The organism is Bacillus sp. ISL-39 (genome assembly GCF_018613295.1).
Classification (GTDB): Bacteria; Bacillota; Bacilli; order Bacillales; family Cytobacillaceae; genus Mesobacillus.
This window is the reverse complement of the sequence record NZ_JAGGQM010000019.1, coordinates 151,884-174,214: the sequence shown is the minus strand read 5'-3', so window position 1 is coordinate 174,214 and position 22,331 is coordinate 151,884. Positions and strand designations below refer to the sequence as shown.

Annotated in this window: 19 protein-coding genes and 2 pseudogenes; 10 read left to right on the top strand and 11 right to left on the bottom strand. The window is 40.9% G+C overall.

Annotation, left to right across the window (positions count from 1 at the left end; all coding sequences use genetic code 11):
* Positions 1-678: 678 nt before the first annotated feature.
* From J7E37_RS15165 to J7E37_RS15155, 3 genes are all read right to left on the bottom strand, one after another.
* On the bottom strand, positions 679-978 hold the full coding sequence (locus J7E37_RS15165; protein ID WP_215024787.1) for a metal-sulfur cluster assembly factor: 300 nt from the start codon (positions 976-978) through the stop codon (positions 679-681).
* A 199-nt stretch (positions 979-1,177) separates the two neighbouring features.
* Positions 1,178-2,650 (bottom strand): UDP-N-acetylmuramoyl-L-alanyl-D-glutamate--2,6-diaminopimelate ligase, encoded by a 1,473-nt coding sequence (locus J7E37_RS15160; RefSeq protein ID WP_214777643.1) that lies wholly within the window; start codon positions 2,648-2,650, stop codon positions 1,178-1,180.
* 202 nt (positions 2,651-2,852) lie between these two features.
* Positions 2,853-3,581, bottom strand: a complete 729-nt coding sequence (locus tag J7E37_RS15155; RefSeq protein ID WP_214777644.1) for a protein-glutamine gamma-glutamyltransferase — start codon at positions 3,579-3,581, stop codon at positions 2,853-2,855.
* A 200-nt stretch (positions 3,582-3,781) separates the two neighbouring features.
* Here J7E37_RS15155 and J7E37_RS22310 point away from each other — a divergent pair, with 200 nt between their 5' ends.
* The 4 genes from J7E37_RS22310 to J7E37_RS15140 all read left to right on the top strand — a co-directional run bounded on the left by J7E37_RS22310 (position 3,782) and on the right by J7E37_RS15140 (position 6,350).
* Positions 3,782-3,910 (top strand): hypothetical protein, encoded by a 129-nt coding sequence (locus J7E37_RS22310; protein ID WP_264647658.1) that lies wholly within the window; start codon positions 3,782-3,784, stop codon positions 3,908-3,910.
* A gap of 87 nt (positions 3,911-3,997) precedes the next feature.
* Positions 3,998-4,189, top strand: a complete 192-nt coding sequence (locus J7E37_RS15150; RefSeq protein ID WP_192472973.1) for a hypothetical protein — start codon at positions 3,998-4,000, stop codon at positions 4,187-4,189.
* A 91-nt stretch (positions 4,190-4,280) separates the two neighbouring features.
* On the top strand, positions 4,281-4,700 hold the full coding sequence (locus J7E37_RS15145) for a pyridoxamine 5'-phosphate oxidase family protein (RefSeq protein WP_215024784.1): 420 nt from the start codon (positions 4,281-4,283) through the stop codon (positions 4,698-4,700).
* Positions 4,701-5,120: 420 nt separating this feature from the next.
* On the top strand, positions 5,121-6,350 hold the full coding sequence (locus J7E37_RS15140; protein WP_215024781.1) for an NAD(P)/FAD-dependent oxidoreductase: 1,230 nt from the start codon (positions 5,121-5,123) through the stop codon (positions 6,348-6,350).
* A 62-nt stretch (positions 6,351-6,412) separates the two neighbouring features.
* On the opposite strand, the gene J7E37_RS15135 is transcribed toward J7E37_RS15140, so the two are convergent.
* The 5 genes and pseudogenes from J7E37_RS15135 to J7E37_RS22305 all read right to left on the bottom strand — a co-directional run.
* A complete protein-coding gene (locus J7E37_RS15135; protein ID WP_215024779.1) occupies positions 6,413-6,979 on the bottom strand; it encodes a M15 family metallopeptidase in 567 nt (188 codons plus the stop codon).
* Positions 6,980-7,135: 156 nt separating this feature from the next.
* A complete protein-coding gene (locus J7E37_RS15130; RefSeq protein WP_215024776.1) occupies positions 7,136-7,843 on the bottom strand; it encodes a GDSL-type esterase/lipase family protein in 708 nt (235 codons plus the stop codon).
* A 247-nt stretch (positions 7,844-8,090) separates the two neighbouring features.
* Positions 8,091-9,017 carry a YsnF/AvaK domain-containing protein gene (locus tag J7E37_RS15125; protein WP_214777655.1) on the bottom strand — a complete coding sequence of 309 codons (927 nt, stop codon included), beginning with the start codon at positions 9,015-9,017 and terminating at the stop codon, positions 8,091-8,093.
* 138 nt (positions 9,018-9,155) lie between these two features.
* A complete protein-coding gene (locus J7E37_RS15120) occupies positions 9,156-10,472 on the bottom strand; it encodes a hemolysin family protein (protein ID WP_214777657.1) in 1,317 nt (438 codons plus the stop codon).
* A 359-nt stretch (positions 10,473-10,831) separates the two neighbouring features.
* Positions 10,832-10,951, bottom strand: a pseudogene (locus J7E37_RS22305) (TerC family protein); the annotation flags it as partial.
* Positions 10,952-11,044: 93 nt separating this feature from the next.
* Here J7E37_RS22305 and J7E37_RS22630 point away from each other — a divergent pair.
* A pseudogene (locus J7E37_RS22630) lies at positions 11,045-11,989 on the top strand (HAMP domain-containing protein); the annotation flags it as partial.
* Positions 11,984-12,931, top strand: coding sequence for a methyl-accepting chemotaxis protein (locus tag J7E37_RS22625; protein ID WP_483297218.1), 948 nt, complete (start codon positions 11,984-11,986; stop codon positions 12,929-12,931). The pseudogene J7E37_RS22630 and the gene J7E37_RS22625, both read left to right, overlap by 6 nt.
* A gap of 88 nt (positions 12,932-13,019) precedes the next feature.
* Here the strand turns inward: J7E37_RS22625 and J7E37_RS15110 are convergent, their stop codons facing one another.
* Positions 13,020-13,490 (bottom strand): hypothetical protein, encoded by a 471-nt coding sequence (locus tag J7E37_RS15110; RefSeq protein WP_214777763.1) that lies wholly within the window; start codon positions 13,488-13,490, stop codon positions 13,020-13,022.
* A gap of 140 nt (positions 13,491-13,630) precedes the next feature.
* Between J7E37_RS15110 and J7E37_RS15105 the strand changes: the two genes are divergently transcribed.
* Both J7E37_RS15105 and J7E37_RS15100 read left to right on the top strand, forming a co-directional pair.
* Positions 13,631-14,185, top strand: a complete 555-nt coding sequence (locus J7E37_RS15105; protein ID WP_214777661.1) for a tyrosine-type recombinase/integrase — start codon at positions 13,631-13,633, stop codon at positions 14,183-14,185.
* A gap of 13 nt (positions 14,186-14,198) precedes the next feature.
* Entirely contained in the window at positions 14,199-15,701 is a 1,503-nt protein-coding gene (locus J7E37_RS15100; RefSeq protein WP_215024770.1) for a potassium/proton antiporter, read from the top strand.
* Between the two features lie 87 nt (positions 15,702-15,788).
* Here J7E37_RS15100 and J7E37_RS15095 read toward each other — a convergent pair whose 3' ends face one another.
* Positions 15,789-16,403: a TetR/AcrR family transcriptional regulator gene (locus J7E37_RS15095; RefSeq protein WP_214777665.1), complete on the bottom strand. Its 615-nt coding sequence runs from the start codon at positions 16,401-16,403 to the stop codon at positions 15,789-15,791.
* A 27-nt stretch (positions 16,404-16,430) separates the two neighbouring features.
* Positions 16,431-17,963, bottom strand: coding sequence for a carboxypeptidase M32 (locus J7E37_RS15090; RefSeq protein WP_251009685.1), 1,533 nt, complete (start codon positions 17,961-17,963; stop codon positions 16,431-16,433).
* 241 nt (positions 17,964-18,204) lie between these two features.
* Between J7E37_RS15090 and J7E37_RS15085 the strand changes: the two genes are divergently transcribed.
* Together J7E37_RS15085 and J7E37_RS15080 are read left to right on the top strand one after the other, a co-directional pair.
* Entirely contained in the window at positions 18,205-19,092 is an 888-nt protein-coding gene (locus tag J7E37_RS15085; RefSeq protein WP_215024767.1) for an ABC transporter permease subunit, read from the top strand.
* Positions 19,089-21,947, top strand: coding sequence for a hypothetical protein (locus J7E37_RS15080; protein ID WP_215024764.1), 2,859 nt, complete (start codon positions 19,089-19,091; stop codon positions 21,945-21,947). The genes J7E37_RS15085 and J7E37_RS15080 overlap by 4 nt, the downstream gene beginning before the upstream one ends.
* Positions 21,948-22,331 lie beyond the last annotated feature (384 nt).

The following is a 22,331-nucleotide window of genomic DNA, read 5'->3' as shown; positions in this document are numbered from 1 at the left end:
AGCCGGAGTTTTGTCCGAACTTGGCTTCACTTCAGACAAAATCACGAGGTTGAGTCGATGTTTTGTCCGAACTTGCCTTCACTTCGGACAAAATCACGAGATTGAGTCGATATTTTGTCCGAACCTGGAGTGACTTCGGACAAAATCACAAGCTTGAGCTGGCTTTTTGTCCGAACTTGCCTTCACTTCAGACAAAATCACAAGGGTGTGCCGGAGTTTTATCTGAACCTGGCGTGACTTCAGACAAAATCGCGAGATTGAGTCGATATTTTGTCCGAACCCGGCCCCTCACTTCAGACAAAATCACGAGGTTGAGCCGGAGTTTTGTCCGAACCTGGCTTCACTTCAGACAAAATCACGAGGTTGAGTCGATGTTTTGTCCGAACTTGCCTTCACTTCGGACAAAATCACAAGGTCGAGTCGATGTTTTGTCCGAACCCGGCGTGACTTCGGACAAAACTACAAGCTTTAGCCGGCTTTTTGTCCGAACCCGCCTTCACTTCAGACAAAATCACAAGGGTGAGCCAGAGTTTGGTCTTAACCTGGCTTCACTTCCGTCAAAATCTTAAAAAAGTATAGTCCCTTCGCTTTCAGCTAGAGTCTCTATCCTCAACACAGCCAAAACAATAAAAAAAGACTGCAATAAGATCGCAATCTTTCAAGTGATTCTAAAGAGTATTACAGGTCCAGTAAATATTTCGCGTACTTGGACATCCTGTCTTGTGTCCATTTTGGTGCAGAGACCATCTTGATATCTATATGCTCGAGGCTGTCTATCTGTCCAGCCAGATGTTCACGGGCAGAGAGGGCAATATAATCAGCAAGCATGCAATCTTCATTCCTTGTAGTCATAACGATTTCAACATCTTTATCATCCTTGACACAGACTTCATAGACGAGGCCCAGGTTCACAATATCGACTCCCAGCATTGGTTCTTCTACTTCCTCAAGCATTTTATAAATTTCTTTTTTATCCATATTGAGTACCTCCTCCCATAATCGTCAGGTCAATTATCTTGCTTACTTATATCATAAGAGATGCCGAAAAAATATTGGAGTGACACTCTTCACATTTCATATTATTGTCATTAATTGAAGGTAAATTTGTGTCAGTTTACAGGAAGTGAGTTTAAAATCCTAAAAAAACAGGCTGATTGTATATCAGCCTGCTTGGCATTCACCCAATTACCTTTGCCTTATTGTGCAGTTTTTGCAAATATAACAGTGTTTCTTTATCTGATGATGTAGGAAGTTCATATATCGACTGATACTCCTCTGGTCCTTTACCAGTGATGAGAATCCACTCACCCATCCTGGCATTATCCCAGGCATTTCTGATCGCCAGGGTCCTGTCTGCAATGACTCTTCCTTTATTCATGCCAAAGCGTTCATTCAATTCCTTTAATTCACTGGCCATCTCTTTTTCAGAAATTCCGTTCAGGTCATCGAAGGTCAAGGTGAATTCATCACTCATTGCGGCTGACGCTTTGACCATATGCTCTCTTTTGGTTTTGTCGCGCTCTCCGCGGAAGCCGAATATATGCTTTATCTTAACTGCTTCATGCTCTTGGGCTGCTTGAAGACAGTATTCAATCGCATCCTTTGTATGTGCATAGTCGACAATGAAAGTAGCACCTTCAGGATGGGAGATCATTTCGAACCTTCCAGGCACGCCAGGGAAAGTTTTTAGCGCCTCAGCAATCATATCAGGACTTATACCGATTTTCACAGCTGTCAAAAAGGCCATTGCTGCGTTATAGACATTGTGGAGACCAGGTGATGGGAAAGTCAAAGGATAAGTGATTCCTCCCATTTTAATCTCAAATCTGGTTTCCCCATTCAATTTTATGTCCTCGATTTTCAAATCATGGGAGTCATCATAGCCCATTGAATATACAGGAATTCCTTTAGCTGATAATATACCAGTCAGCTTGTCTCCCCACTCTCCAAGCCTGCTTACAACCGCCGAACCATCTTTTTTCATGTAATTATACATCAATGTTTTTGCCTCGAAATAGTCCTCAATTGTCGGATGGTAGTCAAGGTGGTCATGGGATAAATTCGTGAACAAACCATAATCCAGCTCCAGCCCCTCAATTCTGTATTGCTTCAGGGCATGTGATGACACTTCCAGAACAACAAACTCATCATTGCTTTTCGAAATCAGCTCCTGTATTTGCAAAGCATCCGGAGTGGTATTGGAAGGCTTGTACACCTCATCATTTATAATATAAGACACAGTGCCGAGCAGCGAGCAGCCTTTGCCTGCAAACTCAAGAATATGCTTTAAAATATAGGAAACGGTCGTTTTTCCATTTGTCCCCGTAATCCCAATCACAGTATGCTTCCTCGACGGATGTTGATAAAATGCGCTCGCTGCCCTTCCGAGTGCCAGCCTGCTGTCAAAAACCTGAATATACGGGACAGAAAGATTAAGATCATTTTCCCCTATAACGGCTGCTGCACCATTGTCTATGGCTTCATCAATAAACTTGTGCCCATCTATTTGAAACCCTGTAATTGCTACAAATAAATCTCCTGGCTTCACTTTACGAGAATCCATCTGAATTCCAGACAATTCAGGGTCAGCATCATTCATATATTTTTTTAAACTGCCGCCGAGTGCTTCAAGCACCTTGCTTAATCTCATTTCCAAAACTCCCTTTTTAACATACCTATAAATTCCACATCCGGAATTAGAAATGTATATATTATGTCTCTTTTTATATTCCCCCAATTCATAAAACTATGCCTCGTAAATGATACAAGAAATTCTATTTTAAAAAATGAGTAAAAAGAAATAGAAAAAAAGGCCGGCAATTTAGCCAGCCTTTTACTATTCTCGTGGTTTTTCACTTGGAAAACTGGGACAAATATTTAAAATTCAGCCTGCTATGCTGTTGTAGCATAAATGCCGAGGTAGTAGAGCCTTTTTTCCGAAGTGTATTCAGGGCTTTGACCATTTCCTCAGCTGTACCAATCCCTATACCATGTCCATAATATAATCCATTTCCAAGGACAACTGCATTTTCTCCGCGCCAAATAGGTTTATCAAAATCCGGATTCATGAAATAAACGACATCGCCGGGGATAAACTCATTCCCTTCTAAAGTGATGATGGCCAAATCAGGGTCATAATTCCAATTCCAAACGAGCAGTCCCCTGAATAAATAGTTGAAATCCGACAACCTTATAGAATCCAGGACAGCTTTGTAAAAAATGACAACCATTGCCGTGGAGCACTCAAAAGCATACTCCTGACCATTTTCAAAAATATCATTGATTGCGTCAGAAGGGCGTACATTTGGATTTAACAGATAGCCCATGGGTCCTTTCGTCCAATAAACTGGATTGAATCTTGAATATTTGAAGGAAGTAAAAGCTACAGAAGCATCCTTAAGCTTTAATGCCGCTTCAATGATATTCCCGCGAAGCTTTATTTCAAAAAGAAGCTGAAAGGTTGTGTCATACTCGAACATTGTCAGGCTATTGTCTAGTTGGTCGTATATTTCCTTCTGTTTCCCAGACAGATTCTGCAGCATCTGGCCGCTTGCACCATCTGGAAACCGGATGATGATCATCACACTCCCCCTCCATATTCCCTTAGTTACGCATACATTCTAACTATATGAAGGTGAATGGCTGAAAAGACATTGGAGTGAATTTCAAAAATATAGTTCTGGATTATTTGGGCAATGACTCCACCAGGGTGGCAACGTTTGTTTTAATTATCAATAAAAGGGTATTTTTATTATTATCACAGCGACAAGGAGGCTTTATTATGACAGAAAAGAATCAAAATAAAAACGATGGTTCAGTTGAACAGGAAAATAAGAAGGCACACAACAAGGATATTGAGCCTCAAAGGGATCCAGTAAAACCTCAGGAAGAATCAAAAACTGACAGATAACCTTGAGCTAGTACGTAAATAAAGGGAGAGGTGATCACCGTGGGAAAAGAAAATAAGAAGAACATTCCAGTTGATAATACCCAAAACATGGACAATCCTGAGCAATATGAAACAACGACGAAAAGTCTTCATGACAAGTTCAAAAGTGAATTGACTGTTGATCCTATTCCGATGGAGGATCTTAATCAGGAAAAACATGAAGAAAAGGATGGCCATCACTCAAAGGATTCATCCTCAAGCGAAAAGAAATACAATGTAGATATCGACAACGAATTATAATAATCGCCCTGGTAATCCCAGGGCCTTTTTTGGTTTATGCAGCTTTAGAAAGAGAATATTAAAAACAGGTACAAAAAAAGGAGGAATCCATATGGATAGTCAAAAATTGAAAGAAAAAATCACTCAGGTTCTCGGTGAATCAAAGGTTGGCACGCTGGCGACAGTAGTGGATAACAAGCCGCACTCCCGCTACATGACTTTTTTCCACGAGGACTTGACAATGTACACACCGACAAGCAAAGAAACGTACAAAGCCGAAGAGATTGAACGAAACCCAAATGTCCATATCCTGCTTGGATATGAAGGAGAAGGGATGGGCGATGCCTATATCGAGGTCCAGGGAAAAGCCTCAATCCGTGAAGAACAGTCACTTAAGGAAAAATTCTGGAATGATAAGATGAGTAAATGGATTGAGAGTCCTAATGATCCCGACTTCATTATTCTGGAAGTCAAACCAGAAACCATTCGGTTGATGAACGATACCGGAGAACCCGAAACAATGAATTTATAATTAAGCGCTTTTCTCAAGCAATGTTGCTATTGAATACAAAATAGCATTGAATGACCTGTTTTTCTTCGCAAAGTTAACTTTAATGTGAGAAAAGAGCATGCAAACTCAATACCGACATGCAAAATGGCCTTATATACGTTAAAATCGGCTTTAGGATTTTAACAACAAGGTTTACGAAAACAACCTATAATTATTTTCAGGGGATGGAGCTATTCCATCTCCTCCTTTTTTGGATTATCTGTCAAACTTTTGTTGAATTTAAATAATAAATGCGTATTGATATAAAAATTGAAATATCGTACTCTATTGGTAGATAATATTTGTGAAATAATTCACAAAACAATACAACTGGAATTTTTTTATTTTTTTACCCCGACATGTGAATATTTTCACAATAATAACAAGAAAGAGGGAACAACGATGCAAACTCCAAAAATAGTCATTCTAGGTGCGGGATATGGCGGCCTCATAACCAGCAGACAGCTTGAGAAGAACCTGCGGAACGGCGAAGCTGATATTACTTTGATCAATAAACATGACTATCACTATATTTCTACTCAACTTCATAAGACTGGTGCGGGCACTGCCTTGGACGAAAAAATCACCTTACATATACCTGAACTTTTAAAGACAGATAAAATAAAATTCAAAAAAGGAGCTGTACACGGTGTAGACTTTACTGAAAAGAAAGTACAGCTGGAGTCTGGTGAATTTATTGATTATGACTACCTGATGATTGGTCTTGGTTTTGATGTGAGTACGTTCGGAATTCCTGGAGTGGAAGTAAATGCTTTTAAAATCAAAAGCTTCAGGAGCACGAAGGCCATATACAACCATATGCTCAGACAGTTCGCTGCGTATAAGGAGGATTACGACCCTTCAAGATTGACTTTTGCTGTAGCCGGTGCCGGTTTTACGGGAATCGAAATGATTGGCGAACTTGTAGAAGCCTTGCCCAAGCTTTGCCTTAAATATGATATCCCTAGGTCGGCAGCGAGAATAATCAATATAGAAGCTTCACCAACAGTTCTCCCAGGATTTGATAAGGAGGCCATTGATTTTACAGAAAGCTATTTAAGAAAGAATGGCGTTGAATTGATGACCTCAACGAAGATTCTTGAATGTTCTCCAACTTCCATCACATTGGACAACGGCGAAGAACTTCCGTCAAGGACATTGATATGGTCTGGCGGCGTCCGCGGCAATACCCTGCTTGAAAAGCTGGATTTACCCATTTCGAAGGGCCGCATCATCATTGATAAGTTTTTGCGGGTAAAAGGAATGGAAAATGTCTTTTGCATCGGGGACGCTGCACTGTTCTTGAAAGATGACGGAACCCCACTCCCTCCGACTGCCCAGGTGGCCATTCAACAGGCAGAGGTGTGCGGACCAAATCTAGTCGCTATCTTGAGAGGTAAGCAGCTTAAAGCATTCGAATATCACCACAAAGGTACAGTTGCTTCCATCGGCAACAAAGCAGCAGTGGGCAAAGTCTTCGGCCTGAAAATCAGCGGGGTATTCGCTGCCTTAATGAAGCAGGTAATCGAAGCCCGCTACCTCTTTGTACTTGGCGGACCTAGATTGGTCATCAAGCAATTCCTTAAGGTTGGCAATCCACATTCAGAGTTGGCTATTTCCAAACAAAAATAATTGCTTTTCAATAAATCATTGCAACCTTAAAAGCATCGGTGCCCAAAGGCCCGATGCTTTTTCTAATTTTGCGATGCTGTCAGCGCGTCTTCCGGCGGGCGCTTTCCGCGTTTCAGGTCATTGATTGTCAGGTCAAAACGCATTTCCAGGTGGGGATAATCCTTAAAGTGTTTCCAGTCTCCTCCCCACGTAAATCCGAGCTCTTTGGCAATGCCTACTACTTCCATCCAATCAGATTTCCCATTTTCATTTCCATCATAAGTAGTATCCCAAAGGGCTTTTCCTTGTTTATTCAATAAAGCGAAATCGATTGCCAGGCCAAAATTATGATATGAGTCCCCGCCTTTAGCGTGTGTCACTATTTGTCCTTCTTTTGATCTTCCCTTTTCATATAATTGATTCTGTTCCTCAAAACTCCGGAACCCATCGGTCACCAGGACCCTGATCCCTTTCTCTGCTGCCTTCTGGATCAGCACATCCTTATTTTTCTGGACAACTGGATGCAGGTCCTGCGGCAAAGGAACATTTTCATTGATTTCAGGCTTGGTTAGGAATTGATAATATAGCAGGAGCGCAGCCAAAATCAGCAGGAAAGTGATGGATGCGTTCCCAAGCAGTTTTATTTTCACGAAAAAATTCCTTTCAGCTTTTCTTTTAATCTATTATATTACGAATTTATTGCATACTTGGTTTCATGGAAGTTTTTTGAAAACCGAGAAAAACCCGGCAATGTTTTTTGCCAGGCATTATATTATTATTGAAGCAATTTTTCGCATTTCAGAGAGCTATTCGAACGTGTAACTTTCTAAAATACGGTCGGCGATCAGTTTGTAGCCTTTATCATTTAAATGCAGCGAGTCACTGAAATACTGTTTTTTATCTCTTCCTTTGAACAGGTCATTGGTTGGAATGAAAACAACCTGTTTTTCGCTTATAGAGGCTTTCCTTATTTCCTTATTCCAATCATCAACCACCGCTTCAATTTCAACGCTGTCGGGATAGGGATTATAGAGGCCAAGCATCAGGATCGGTGCTTTCTCGTTTCCTTCCGTCAAAATATTGAGAATCGCATTCAGGTTTTGCAAATATACGTCCTGCCCTTTCTCTATTTTTTCAGGCTTCAGATTTTCTAAATTACCACCATTGCTATTGATCAAGTCATTCGTCCCGATGAAAAGAATAAAATAGTCTGCTTCATCAAGCTTCCCTCTCATACTGACATTAGATAGCTGGGTAAGGATTCCAGAAGATTCAAGACCATAAATGGCTTCATTGTCAAAGTTATAATCCTCTTTGTGTTGGTAATTCAACTTGGTTTGCAGCGTATCGATATAGCCGGAGCCTTTTTGATCACCATAACCATAGGTGAGCGAATCGCCGAATGCAAGAACCAGCCTGTCTTCTTCCTCTTTTTCAGGATTGACCATACTGAAAGCAGCCAGCATGGCGATTATAATGATAAGAGATGAGATGAGTAATGTATTTTTCTTCATGTTGTACCTCTTCCCTAAGTCTTTATACCTTATTACCCAGGATGAAATGAACATGAAACAAGAAGAATCCACCATTAAACTTCTTCTTGCTAATGCTTCGCCAACGTGTTATATTTATCAAGCGATGAGCTGAATTGTGTAAGCCGACAGACGCTCCTTTATGGAAATGCACGATGTGGCGTGCAGTCAGTCGCCTCAATACGCAGAAAAGACGCCTTTAAGGCGTCTTTTCTTATTATTCTGGAATTTATTTTCTATCCTTATAGCCGTCACGATACATACCTGATGGATTATTGTAGCCGTCACGGTCTAAATCAGTCGAATTCTTAAGTGAATCACGATTGCGGTCACGGTCTGCTTCATTGACGAGACGATCGTCATCAGCCTCCAGATGAGCCTCCTCATGCTTTACACTTTCCACGACTTGTTCAGTATCTGTCACTTCTCGCTTACCGATGACAAGCTCTTCAGAAACAACCGGTTTTTTTGTAACCTCTACCTTCTCTTCCATGATTGGTACACGGATTGTTTCATCATCATCCATCGCAGCATCAGTTGCGGAAGCAGTCTCATTCACATTACGTCTTTCCACGTAAACTTCCTCACGAGTGACAGGGATGTTAACCTTCTGCTGCTCTTCTACTACTTCCTTGTGAATTTCAACTTCACCTGCCTGTACCCTTTCCTTGGATACATCCAGCTGCTCTTCTCTTAACCTTAATGTCTGCTGGTCCGTATCATCATACGTTCCTGTTACTTCTGATGTATCCGTAACATAGCCTGTTTCTTCTACATCAAGTCCAGATGCAGTCGTTTCAGCTAAAAGAATGATACGTCCGTTTCGCACATCCTCTTCATATTCTCTTGCAGCATCATCCGTTAAGCCAGCACCAACCAGACGGTCAGAAACTGAAGGCTCATTGCCGCCAAGATTTCTGTCACCATCAAAGGCTGTCATCAAGCTTTGCCAGAAGCCGCCTTCCTTACGGTCGTCAGTATCCGTTCCGATATTTTCAGTCGTTACGCCCGTTCTGCTTTCAAGTGCAGTAGTAACATCGTTCGTATCACCAATGATTGAGAAATCCTGAACGGCATAGCCGTTGTTTTTATATTCTTCAATTGCTTCAATAAGTTCTGTTTGATTATCATAAACTCCAACTACTTTTTTAGCCATTTTAAATTCCTCCATTTCAATTTGTGATTCATCCGGTTGCCCCGGTAATGTATTCTTACCCGTCTTGGACATACACTCAAACTACATAGGACTTGCCAAAATTAGCCACGGATTTTATCGGATAAAAAAAAGCCGGAATCAGTCCGGCTTTTCGTCTTCGGTAATTTTCATAACCTCTAAATAGGCAATGTGGTATTCGTCAATTTCGATAATCTTGAAAATAAATCCTCCTTCTTCTATTTCATCCCCAATCTTGGCATCAATGTTCTTTGTCATGAACCATCCGCCTATGGTGTCTACATCTTCTTCTGATATATCGATGCCTAGCAGGTCATTTACTTCGTCTATAAGTACTCTGGAGCTGAACAGATAATGATTTTCATTCACTTTTCTGACTTCGGCGATTTCATCCACGTCAAACTCATCACGGATGTCGCCAACAATCTCTTCTAGAATGTCCTCGACTGTCACAAGTCCAGATGTTCCGCCATATTCATCAATCAAGATGGCCATATGAATTCGTTCCTTCTGCATTTTCACGAGCAAATCATGGATAGGGATTGTTTCAATCACACGAATGACAGGTTTAAGAAACGAAGACAAAATCGATTCTCTTTGCAGATCCTTTTGTGTTAACTTCGCAGTCAGGATTTCCTTGATATTAATCATCCCTACTATATTATCTTTCTCTCCATCAATTACTGGATACCTTGTATATTTCTCTTTTTGAATCACATCTATAATTGTTTCAATATCATCTGAAATATCAAAGGTAGCAATTTCAGTCCGCGGTACCATGATTTCTTTGGCAATCCGCTCATCAAACTCAAATATATTATTCACATAGTTCAGTTCGTTTTGATTGATTTCACCGCTTTCATAACTCTCTGATAAAAGAATTCGGAGCTCTTCTTCAGAGTGGGCAATTTCATGCTCAGAAGCAGACTTTAAACCAAACAGTCCTACGAGAAGCCTGGCTGAACCATTCAATAACCAGATAAAAGGGTACATAATCTTATAAAACCAGATAATTGGTTTGGAAAAAGCGAGGGTAATGGCTTCTGCTTTTTGGATTGCGACAGTTTTTGGAGCCAACTCCCCGACTACAACATGCAAAAAAGTGATTGAAACAAAGGCGATTCCGAACGATAATATACCAGATAATGACGGATTCAAATGAAAATTCTCAAAAACAGGATGGAGCATTTCTTCAACCGTCGGCTCCCCAAGCCACCCAAGGCCTAAAGCTGTAATCGTAATGCCGAGCTGGCAGGCCGATAGATATTCATCGAGATGAGTGACCACGTGCTTTCCGGATTGCGCTCCTTTCCTTCCTTCAGAGATTAGCTGGTCAATTCTTGAGCTCCTGACTTTAACGATGGCAAACTCTGTCGCTACGAAAAAACCAGTTAATGCGATCAATAAAACAACTAAAAGCAAATTAGTAATAACCAATGGGGAAGCCCTACATATGTAAGGCAGTCACCTCCTAGAAAACATTTACACCATTAAAAATGGATTGATGGGCAAAGGGATGTCCCTTCTGCACCTTTTGTCCATTTTTTAAATTATACCCTTATACTAAACAGCTAACGCATTATAAAGGAAAAACGTGAATCACTCAGCCCTTATTATTGGTAATCGGGCAAAGATTATTAAGGAACAGGCTTTTTTTACATTGATTATTGCTTTTCGAACACAATTGCCTACATTACTTTCAGAAGTTAATGGGCCATAATCGCAAAAGGAAAAAAACAGAAGTACAACCCATCTGCACTTAGAAACAGATGAATCATACTTCAGGTCACATGTCACTATGATACCTTTTTGACAGTTTCCGCAGTCTTATCATTGGACAGGAACCAGCCTGCCGCAGCAATTCCTGCAAGCACTGCATAGAATGTTAGTTTCCATTCTGTTGAATGGGCAAACTCAGGATCCATTGAATATCTGTCAAATAAAAATATCCGACTAATATAGTGCTTTTTCCTTAACTAATTTCGAAAATTGCCGAAAATAACAATAATATGAGAACGATAATCAAGGTCTTTCTTAAGAAGACTATACCCAGTTGTTCTCTAAAAAACAATTCGCCTAGAAGATCAGAGGGAGTGGACAAATTGCTTTTCAAGAAGAAAACGAAAACCGCAAAAAAAGCAGGAACAAAAAAGAAATCAAGCAATAAAATTTCCAACAAGAATATGAGTCTAAAACTAAAGATTGTTTCTTTAAGCATAATCTCAATGCTCCTCCTCGCATTGGCTACTACTATCTATGCTCAATACACTATAAGAACGAGTAATCTAGAATCGATGGAAGCAGAGCTTAACACGATTTCTAGCTTGTTGTCGGACCAGATTTCAGCAGGAAAAGCGCAAACCATCATTGCGAACCCTTCAAAAAACAATCCCGGTGTAACCTCAATGCAGAAACAAATGGACCAAATACTAAAAGAAAATCCATTGATACATAATCTTTATTTGGTCACAATGGAAGGCAATAAACTTTCAATCCCGACTATGAACTCGGCCATGATGACGGCGGAGTTAACATATGGTTCACATTATACAGGCGGCAAGGAATTTGATCTGGCAGCGCTTGAAGCTTTTAAGGAAAATAAACGGACAACTACTGAAATATACAAGTCGCCTACCGGCTCAAAAATGACGGGCTTCGCACCTATCACAGATATGGCAGGAAAAACAATTGCCCTTTATGGGGTCGAATTCGATGTATCTCAGGTAAATAAAAAGATTAATGCCGAGGTTGCTGGAATTTGGATCCTCGCTCTTATAATCCTGGTCCTCTCAAGTGCCGCTATGTATCTCCTGGTGTCCAGGCTCATCAAGCCACTGAATAAAATCAGGGTTTTAACAGCAAACATCGCAAAAGGCGACTTATCGCAAGAAGATATCATCGTAAAATCTAAAGATGAAATCGGAGCTTTGGCTGATAGTATCAATACAATGACTGGCTCACTAAGAACTCTGGTTTCACAGGTGCAAACAAGCTCAAGGGAAGTTTCAAGCGAAACAGTTGGATTATCCACGATAGCCTCCAGTTCGGTGGAAGCAATCAGGGAATTGACTGCAGCTAACCAGCAGGCAGCAGCAAGCACACAGGAACAGAACGCAAATATTGAAGAGATGCAGGCGACATTAGAAGAAATCAATGCAGGCATCGAAGAAATCAACGCATCTGCTCAGCAGGCAAGCTATATCGCTAAAAACTCCACGGTTTCTTCCAAGGAAGGAACCGTCAGAATCGATGAGATGCTTGAAGGACTAGAAGCCGTAGATGAAAATACAAACCTGCTGGCTGATATTATTACGGTGCTTGAAAAACAATCAGAGAAAATCACGCAATTCGTTAAAATCATCAATACCATCTCTGACCAGACAAACCTGTTGGCATTGAATGCTGCTATTGAAGCTGCCAGGGCTGGAGAACACGGCAAGGGATTTGCTGTTGTTGCAAACGAGGTTCGGAAGCTCGCCGAGGAAAGCGCGAAATCAGCTGCCACTATCATTTCCATTGTTGGCGAGAATGTCCAAAACACCCGTACTGCCGTAGACTACATCACAAAAACCAAAGAAGCAGTACAGTACAATAAAAACCTTTCTGCGAACGCAAAAAAAACACTAAATGAAATTTATGAAACAACATTGGAGATCGAGGATAACTCCAATAATATTGCATCTGCTATTGAACAGCAGGTTATCGCAATTGAACAAATAACCAACTCGCTTGATACAGTCTCACAGGCTTCCCAGCAGATTGCCGCAGGTACCGGCCAGACAGACCAGTCCACACAGGACCAGCTCAGAATCGCAGAGAATGTAAACGAGACGACAAAAATCCTCCAGCGGACAGCAACGGAGTTAGAAAATTTGACAGGGAATTTTAAGCTATAGGCCCCTGGAAGAACTTGTTGGAATCCCAAACAAAATAGTAAAACACTATAAAACACTAATTTAAAAAGGATGCCCGCGGGCATCCTTTTTATCTTTTCCTGAATCCTTCTTCTTCTAAATATTGTTTAGCCTCATTATAAGAAAGGAATGTACCATCAAGATTCAGGCCAGCATACACATTCCACATATCATCCTCATGAACAACAATCAGGGTATGATTTTCTGAATTGATCCAGCGTTCTTCTTCATTGTCCTCTATTATGGCTGCTTCAACGGTACTGTTGCCTGAGAGGGATTCTATTGATTTTTTAATGATCGATTTAAGCTCTTCCTCAGTAAAATCACGGATATTTACCATGCCCTTGGCATCAGCCTCATATCCTTCTAAAAATTCTCCATAGACAAATCCATTCCCATTAGGATGAAGATGATATACAACATTTTTCTTTTCATAAATGCTATCTGCAAAATGAAAGTTCACACGGCCTAAAGAGACATTTTTTCGTTCAAGTTCAGAAAATGATTCAATGATTGCAAGTTTTTGTTCAAAAGTCAGCATAATTGCCTCCATATTAATCCTAAATTTTTCGATTCTGTTCATTATAACATTTGAAAGATCTTAACAAAAAATTCACAAGCATTTTGTATGTTACAAAAACAGATTTAAGATATACTTAAGTTACTTAAGGAAGTGATCCAATGAAAACGGTAAGCGCAATTAAATCCAAAAAGAAAATTATGCTGATGAAAAAATTACTTGAAAACCACTCTGCCAGGGATTACTGTTTATTTTTGCTCGGGATCAATACTGGAATTAAACTTCCAGAATTACTATGTCTGCGTGTCCACGATGTCTGCAGCAAGGATGGTGAAATAACAGAGTTTCTTACCATTCCTTCTTATAACAATCCTCCTGTTTACTTAAATGCCTCCATACGGCGGTCCCTAAAAAATTACTTAAATGAAAATTCTTTTATTGATTCAGACTATCTCTTTAAATCCAGAAAAACTGGCAATCCAATTACAAGACAACAAGCATACAGGATCATTAATACAGCAGCAAAAAATGCCGGAATTGATGAACCGGTGGGAATGACCACTCTCAGGAAAACATTTGGCTACCACGCCTACTTACAGGGTGTCGCAATTTCACTAATCCAAAAAAGACTTAAACATGCCTCTCCATCAGAAACGAAGCATTTTATTGGAGTAGGCCAGGAAACAGTCCCAGTTAAGATAAATATCAATTTATAAGGGGGAGTTTTTATTGCCAGAACATATTATTAGTACGGACTCTTTTATTATGCTATTAGCTTTCTTGTTAATTGTGGGAGTCTTGACGACGAGATTTTCAACCAGGTTGGGCGTACCCTCCCTCATCTTATTTATTATGGTTGGGATGGTGATGGGAAGTGATGTCCTTGGAATCATCTACTTCGACAATGCATCATTGACGCAGAAGATCGGAGTAATTGCGCTCATCATCATTTTGTTTGAAGGAGGCCTGCAGACAAATTGGAAGGATGTCAGGCCAGTGATCGTCCCTTCTTTATCATTGGCGACAATTGGAGTTTTAATAACCTCCGGGATTATAGCAGCAGCTGCTAAAGTGATCCTTGGCCTTGGCTGGATTGAGTCCATACTATTCGGTGCGATCGTTGGTTCTACTGACGCCGCTGCAGTGTTTGCAGTTTTGAAAGACCATAATATTTCTCCAAAACTCGGTTCCACTCTTGAAGCAGAATCGGGTTCCAATGATCCAATGGCAGTATTTTTAACAGTCGCCATGATTGAACTGATTACCATTCCAGATACAAGTATCCTGACCTTGATTGGCGATTTCTTTCTGCAAATGGGGCTTGGTTTGCTGATGGGGCTCATCTTTGGAAAGATAGCTGTAAAATCATTGAATTCCATCAATCTGGATTCCAGCGGGCTGTACCCTGTATTTGCGACCGCTTTTGCATTGCTGACATATGGGATTACAGCATACATTAACGGCAGCGGGCTTTTGGCTGTATATATTGCAGCCATTATCATCGGGAATGCTGAAATTGCCTACCGCCATTCTATTTTCCGTTTTTCAGAGGGTTTTGCCTGGATGATGCAAATTCTAATGTTCGTCATCCTTGGACTCCTTGTATTTCCCTCAGAACTTTTTACTCCTTCTATTTTAATCCAGGGGATTTTGGTTTCCTTAATCTTGATTTTAGTAGCAAGGCCTGTTGCGGTGTTTATCTCAACGATTAACATGAAGTATTCCAAAAAAGAGCGGATCTTCCTTTCTTGGGCGGGATTGAAAGGCGCCGTACCTATTATCCTTGCCACCTTCCCTTTACTTGCTGGTATTGAGGACAGCCATCAGATCTTCAATGTTGTCTTCTTCGTCGTACTGACAAGCGCGCTGATCCAGGGAGCTACCATACCCATGCTGGCCAACAAACTGGGGTTGAACGGTCCTAAAAAAACGACACCGATGCAGTCTCTTGAGCTGATTTCACTCGGAAAAGCAGATGCTGAAATGATTGAATATGAAATGGAAAGCGATAGTGCAATTGTCGGGAAAACCTTGATGGAGATTCCCTTTCCGGAAGGGACACTTGTGAATGCGCTTATCCGCCATGGCAAGCTGATTGCACCTACCGGGAATACTGTCATTATGGCTGGAGATTTCCTTTACATTCTGTCTGGGCGAAAAAACAAGCTGAAACTGAAGAAACTTTTGAAGGAAAAATCAATCTATAAACAAGATACTTTAGAACTTAAATAACGCCAGGATATTGGTCAGCAACAGTCTCTTCTGCTGAAAAATGAGAATAAAAATAAAACCAGTGAGAACTCTCACTGGTTTTATTAGTTATGACCTTAATTTTTCCAGAAACATTGTCTGCATTTCTCTTAATATCAGCTTATATTGGTAATCTTCAAGTATGGTAGCCTGCAATGTGACCCCGTTCACCATCGCCCAAAAGATGTCTGCGTAGGTTGCAGGATCAAGATTTTTTTTAAATTCACCTGCTGTCTGGCCATCTTTAATGATTCCTGTCAGCAAAGAAACAAAGAAATTCCTGTAACGCTCAGTCAACATTTCTTTTAATTTCGGATTCCGTGTTGAGTACAGCCGGAACTCATAATGGACAATCGCATGCCCTCTGTTTTTTTCTTCATTTGGGTCATTGTCGAGGTAAGCTTCAATCAGATAATTGAGTTTCTCCAGCGATGTCTCTCGCTCAGCAATCGCTTTTGCAAATTTACTTCCCGAGTTATTTGTTTGTCCTTCCATCAAGGCAAGATAGATTTCATCCTTGCTTTTGAAGTAATTATAAATCGCGCCCTTGCTCAGGCCGGAACGAGCCACAATTTCATCAACAGTGGATGCTTCAAATCCCTTTTCGGCAAAACAAACATGGGCACTCTGCAAAATTTCCTGACGCTTCTTTTCCTTATATTCCTCTGAAACAATTGGCGTCATATGTTTTACCCCATTTTCTCACTGGAATTATAGTTTGTATACCTTGCTATATTTCTCTTCCAGGTACTGTACCAGATAATCCGCATTCAATTCTTCGCCGGTAGCTTTAACAATCAGTTCATTTGGAGTATACAGCATGCCATACTGATGGATATTCTCCCTTAACCAGTCCTGGATCACTGCAAAATTGCCCTGTTTAATACTTTCATAGAAACCAGGTAAATCTTTCTTCACTTTGTGCAGAATTTGTGCTGCATACAGGTTCCCAAGGGAGTATGACGGGAAGTACCCCAGCCCTCCGAATGACCAGTGGATATCCTGAAGAACCCCTTCACTGTCAGTTGATGGTGTAATGCCGAGATAATCATTGATTTTCGCGTTCCAGATTCCAGGCAGATCTTTTGCCTCTATTTCCCCGGCAATCAATGCCTTCTCAATTTCATAGCGAACCATGATGTGAAGGTTATAAGTGAGCTCATCTGCCTCCACCCGGATGAAGGATGGCTGGACTGCATTCGTGGCACGGTAGAAATCATCCAATTCCACATTTCCTAGTTGTTCCGGAAAATGTTCCTGCAGCTTCGGATAGAAATACTTCCAGAATTCCTCGCTGCGTCCCACCATGTTTTCAAGAAAACGTGACTGGGATTCATGGATTCCAAAAGAAGCTCCTTCCTGAAGGACTGAATCCTGGAATTTAGGATTGATATTTTGTTCATAAATACCGTGTCCTGCTTCATGAATCGTTCCGAAAATAGCAGTGCGGACATTATTCTCAAGGTATCTCGTCGTAATCCTCACATCTCCCGTATTCACAGTTTGCGCAAAAGGATGGACTGTTTCATCCAGCCTCCCAGCTTCCATATCGAAGCCGATCAGCGGCAAAATGTAACGATTGAATTCTTTTTGCTTTTCTACTGAATAGGGCTGTTCAAATATCTCTACTGGCGGCTTGTATGATGACTCTTGAATCCTTCTAAGTAAATCAGAGCTAGATTCTCTTAATTTAACAAACAATGGATCGAGCTTTTCAACTGTAAGGCCAGGTTCAAACTCATCTAGCAGCGCATCATATGGATGGTTGTCATAACCGTAAATCTCTATAGCTTTCCTTTTAAACTCTACAATCTTCTCAAGGTACGGAAGATATCTTTCAAAATCATTATTCTCCCTGGCCTCTTCCCAGGCATCATTTGCTTTTGATGTAAGCACTGAGAAATCTTTAATCATTTCAGCCGGGATCCTTTTTGAACGGTTATAAAATTTCAGCCGTTCACGAACCCTGGCTTTTGCAGCTTCATCTAGTTGCTCATCTGCTTCCGGCGTCGTGAGTGTGCTTAATAGCTCCCCCATTTCCTCAGAAACAGTCAGCTTGAACGCTTCCGTTCTAAGTGTTCCGTTCGCATTTGCAAATATGGACCGTCCTTTTTTTGGTGAAATCACTTTTTGGTCCCAGCTTAACAAACCTAAAATACTATTAAAATGTGAAATCTTTTCATCTAATTCATTGAACTTTTCGAGCGCAGACATGATTGATTGATTCACTATCTTTTGTTCCATGTCATTTCCCCCTTTTTCCTGCGTTTTACCAAATGGATTCATCTTATATAAAGATGGTTTCAAGTTGAATCGTGTTGGCTGCCTTTACATTTAAATAAACTATCCAGTCGGTTTATTATATTCTATATTACATTATTTTTTCAATTATCACAAAATTATTAATAAATTATTTCTAAATTTTGCAACCTTTCATAACTTAGCTACGTCAAAGTTAAAGAAAAATTTTCCAAAGGGAGAGCATATGAAAAAGATCATTCATTACCCATTTTTATTTTTGACCTCCATTGCGGGTCTAATATTTTTCATGGCATTTCCCAGGCTTTTTGACTTCCGTCCATCAGGGAGTGCACATCTTGGTGTCCATTTATCCGGCTTTATAAAAGCAATTGAAGCTACTGCATTGCAATTTTTCAAGCCTGAAAGCTGGAAAGTATTAGAGGGCTGGTATCAAGAAACAGTCATTGACCGCTATACATATTCTCTTGAACTTATTTTCTTTAGTCTGCTTTTCACTATTCTTATAGGGAGTGTGGTCGCCTATCTATTTATGAATCTTCCTTATAAACAGCGTATCAGAGTGAAGAATATCCTGAATTTCTTTGAGGGGATTCCGGATTTGCTGGTTATATTCATGATGCAAATGTTTTTGTTCATGCTTAACAGAGAGTTCAATATTCGCCCTGTCACTATGTATGGACTTGCAGGCAAAGAGCCAATTATCTTTCCGATGATCATTAATTCTCTCCTTCCATCCTTATTTTTTGCTCAATACCTGATCAAGGTCATGGAAGAAGAATTTGAAAAACACTACATCCTTTTAGGCCAGGCAAAAGGGTTATCTAAGCTGCAGATTCTTTTTTCACACTTAACAAGGAATATCGTGACGGTAGTCTCAATCCACTTTAAGACCATCATCTTTATGGTTTTGACAAACCTGGTGCTCGTTGAACACATGTTTGTTCTTGATGGGTACATTCAGGAGCTTAATAAACTGCTGCAGATTAATAGTACTTCTCCCGTGAGTATCTTCTTTTATGTGGGAGTTTTCATGCTTCCTGTCATTCTTGTGGAGAGATTCGTTTCGTTGATCGGCAAAAAGTTCGGAAGCGTTCGGGGGATGGATATATGAGAAGGTTTAAGAGAATTTTCCCGTCTGCGGTATCGTCGATTGCCACTAAAGTAAGCGAAGGCTTAACCAGGCTTGTCAGGGAGACAAAAGAACTGAGTCCCCAGAAAGCAAAAAGGGGATTATTTCTTTTTCTGAAATCTGTCCTGAAGATGATCGTAAAAATAAGTAACTATATCAATAATCATAGACATCGGAATATGCTGGTTGGTTCAGCGATACTTGTTACATTATTCCTGATTAGCTGGAATACAGAACTGATGCCTGAGAGCAATGAGCCGCTGATTTTCGATGAGGATGGAAACTTTGTCGCTGCTCCTCCTGCTCCTCCGTCGTTAATCTTTCCGCTCGGGACAGATTTGGGTGCACGAAGCATGGTTAACCTTGTTCTCGTTGGAGTGAAATATACTCTTGGCGCTATATTGGGAATCACACTTTCGCGCCTTTTGATTGGCACAATACTAGCGCTTGTAACGACATTATTCTATCCAGGCTTTAAACGGTATTTCACTGCTTTCTTTTGGCCATTCAGATATATCCCTCAATTGCTTGTCGCGATTATCCTGATGCTTCCAGTGGCAGCATCACCAACCGGATACTCAGCAATGGTCATTTTGGAATACCAATTGATTATCATGATGCTGGTCGGTCTTCCCAGCGTCTATTACTACATCCTGGATATGATGGATGAAATCGAGAAACAGCCTTATGTGCTAAGTTCAATACTGATGGGCGGAAGCAAGTTTCACACCTTAAAAAAGCATGTATGGCCCAATGTCAAATCTCATTTGTTGTTATTGACTACACAGCAAATCTTATCAATCTTACAGCTGTTAACGTTTCTAGGAATTTTTTCATTGTATTTAGGCGGCCCTCACCCGACCGCTTTGACCGATACACCACGGCTGATTTACCGAACTATCACTAACGAACTAGCAGGAATGGCGGGTCAAAACTTCTGGCTGATCAGAAGAGCACCTTGGATGGCCTACAGTCCGATCCTGATCATTGCTTTTATCGCCATTATCGTGAATTGGATGAAAAAAGGGGTCGAGGATCATTTAGCCGGGGTGGTGCCAGTAAAACATAGGGTGGCTGCCGAGCAGGATGTCAAAGCAGAGGCCGGCCGATCCAAAAATTTTGTACTAGTCGGCGTGCCAAAGCAGCCTGAGGCAGATTATGAAAAGAAGAAGTATGTTAGTGACTTTATTCGTGAAAAACTCAGGATGGCCCGTGGGTACTTGCTCCGTTACAAAGTTTACCGGATCATTGACAAGCTTGCGATCAGGACTTCTGAACATATTTCAGAATACCCTAAGCCTGCATTTACCGCGTTATTGACGGTATCCTTCGTGCTATGGGCTGGTGTATTTTCATATGCGGAGTTTTTCGAAGATGAAAATACGAAGAAAGAGGAAACTAATGTTGATGCATCAACTGAACCAAAAGAGGCTAAAGACTTATTTAGCTACAGCTATACCAACAAAGAGCATGTGCCGGTCAAATATAAGGCCGACCTGACTTATCAGGATGAAGAAGCCACACTGCAGGGAACACTGAAAGTCGCAACAACCAATACAACCGGTGCCGATCAGGATAAAATCTATTTCCACCTGTACCCTAACCAATTTAAAGAACCGATTGATGGTCCGGATTGGGAATTCGTTCGCGGTCCTTCACCAACACCTGGCTGGATCGATATTCAAGACATTAAAGTAAATAATCAAAAAGCTGATTTTAAAGTTGAAGGAACTATACTAGAAGTACAAATGGATAAGTGGGAAGCTAAGGCTATTGCCGAACTGGACATTCAATTCAACTTCCAGCTGCCATCGAATTACAGCAATGCAAGCTATGATTATGCAGCAGTCTGGCTCGGCAACTTCCTGCCCAAGCAGGCAGTATATGATAAAAACGGCTGGAATCTGGATCCGTATACACCAATCGGCTACCCTTTTTATAGCGAAACCGCTGACTATGATGTTACTTTGAACGCTGCTGCTAAATACGAGATTCTTTCGAATGCAGAAGAACATAATGCTAGTATTGAAAACACAGGTGAAAGTCAGAAATATCACGTCAACCTGGATAATGTCCGTGATTTTTCAATCGTCTTATTGGATAAACAATATTATCAAACTGAAAGATTCATGAACCAGAATGAAACGCTTGTGAACGTATGGTACCGCCCTTCCACTGACAAACAGCAGACCGCAAACAGGAACGCAATGGGCGCCGGTCAATCGATTGATTATTTTGAGGAGTTTTTCGATTCAACATTACCTTATAAGGAACTCGATATTATCCGAACCGGTGAAGGCAACCCACAAATGGCTTACCAGGGAATGATCTTCACAGCTGGATATAATTTTTCTGATAGCAGCTTTACTTCTCTCAGCATGACAGACGGCGTGATCCGCCAATGGCTGTCAGGATTGGTCGGAAGCCAGGGATATAAGGAACCATGGGTAAATGAAAGTCTCGTAAGCTATTCATTTAAAACCTATATGGGTGAAAAAGGCTACATGGCCAAGAGCTCCGCAGAAGATCAACTAAAACAGCAGGAAGAGATTGCAAGGATCCAAAAAGAAGGCCAGTATTTAAGCAGCCCATTAAGCGAATTTAAAAACCTTAATGACTATATCGTTATGATGAATCTGCATGGCTACAATTTGTACGCTGAGCTGGACTATTTAGTCGAGGGAGGAAAAGTGAATAAAGCTTTGAAGACATATGTCAACGAGTATACAAATAAAAATGCCTCCGGACATGATGTAATCACCATCTTTGAAAAGGCAGGCCACCCAGAGGCCAAAGGTTATTTCGAGGGGTGGCTGAAACCTGAGGTAATAGAATAGTTTAGATTTCGCCTGAGCTGCTTTGATAGTGAGCTCAGGCGATTTTACTGATTTAGTTGTATCTCTGAAAATGTTGCTGAAGTGTCAGCCGTGGTATTGCTTTAAGAATATCCGGATGAACTTGGCGGGTTTGGCCGGGTATTCAACTACCTCATACAAAAATGGAGTGGAGTTCAGAACTTATAGCTACTTCAGACAAAATCGTGGCTTTGCCTCCCTGTTTTGTCCGAACCTTGACCTACTTCGGACAAAATCGTGGCTTTGGCTACCTGTTTTGTCCGAACCTGCTCCTACTTCAGACAAAATTACGGCTGCGCTTCCTTGTTTTGTCCGAACTTGCACCTACTTCGGACAAAATTACGGCTTTGGCTCCCTCTTTTGTCC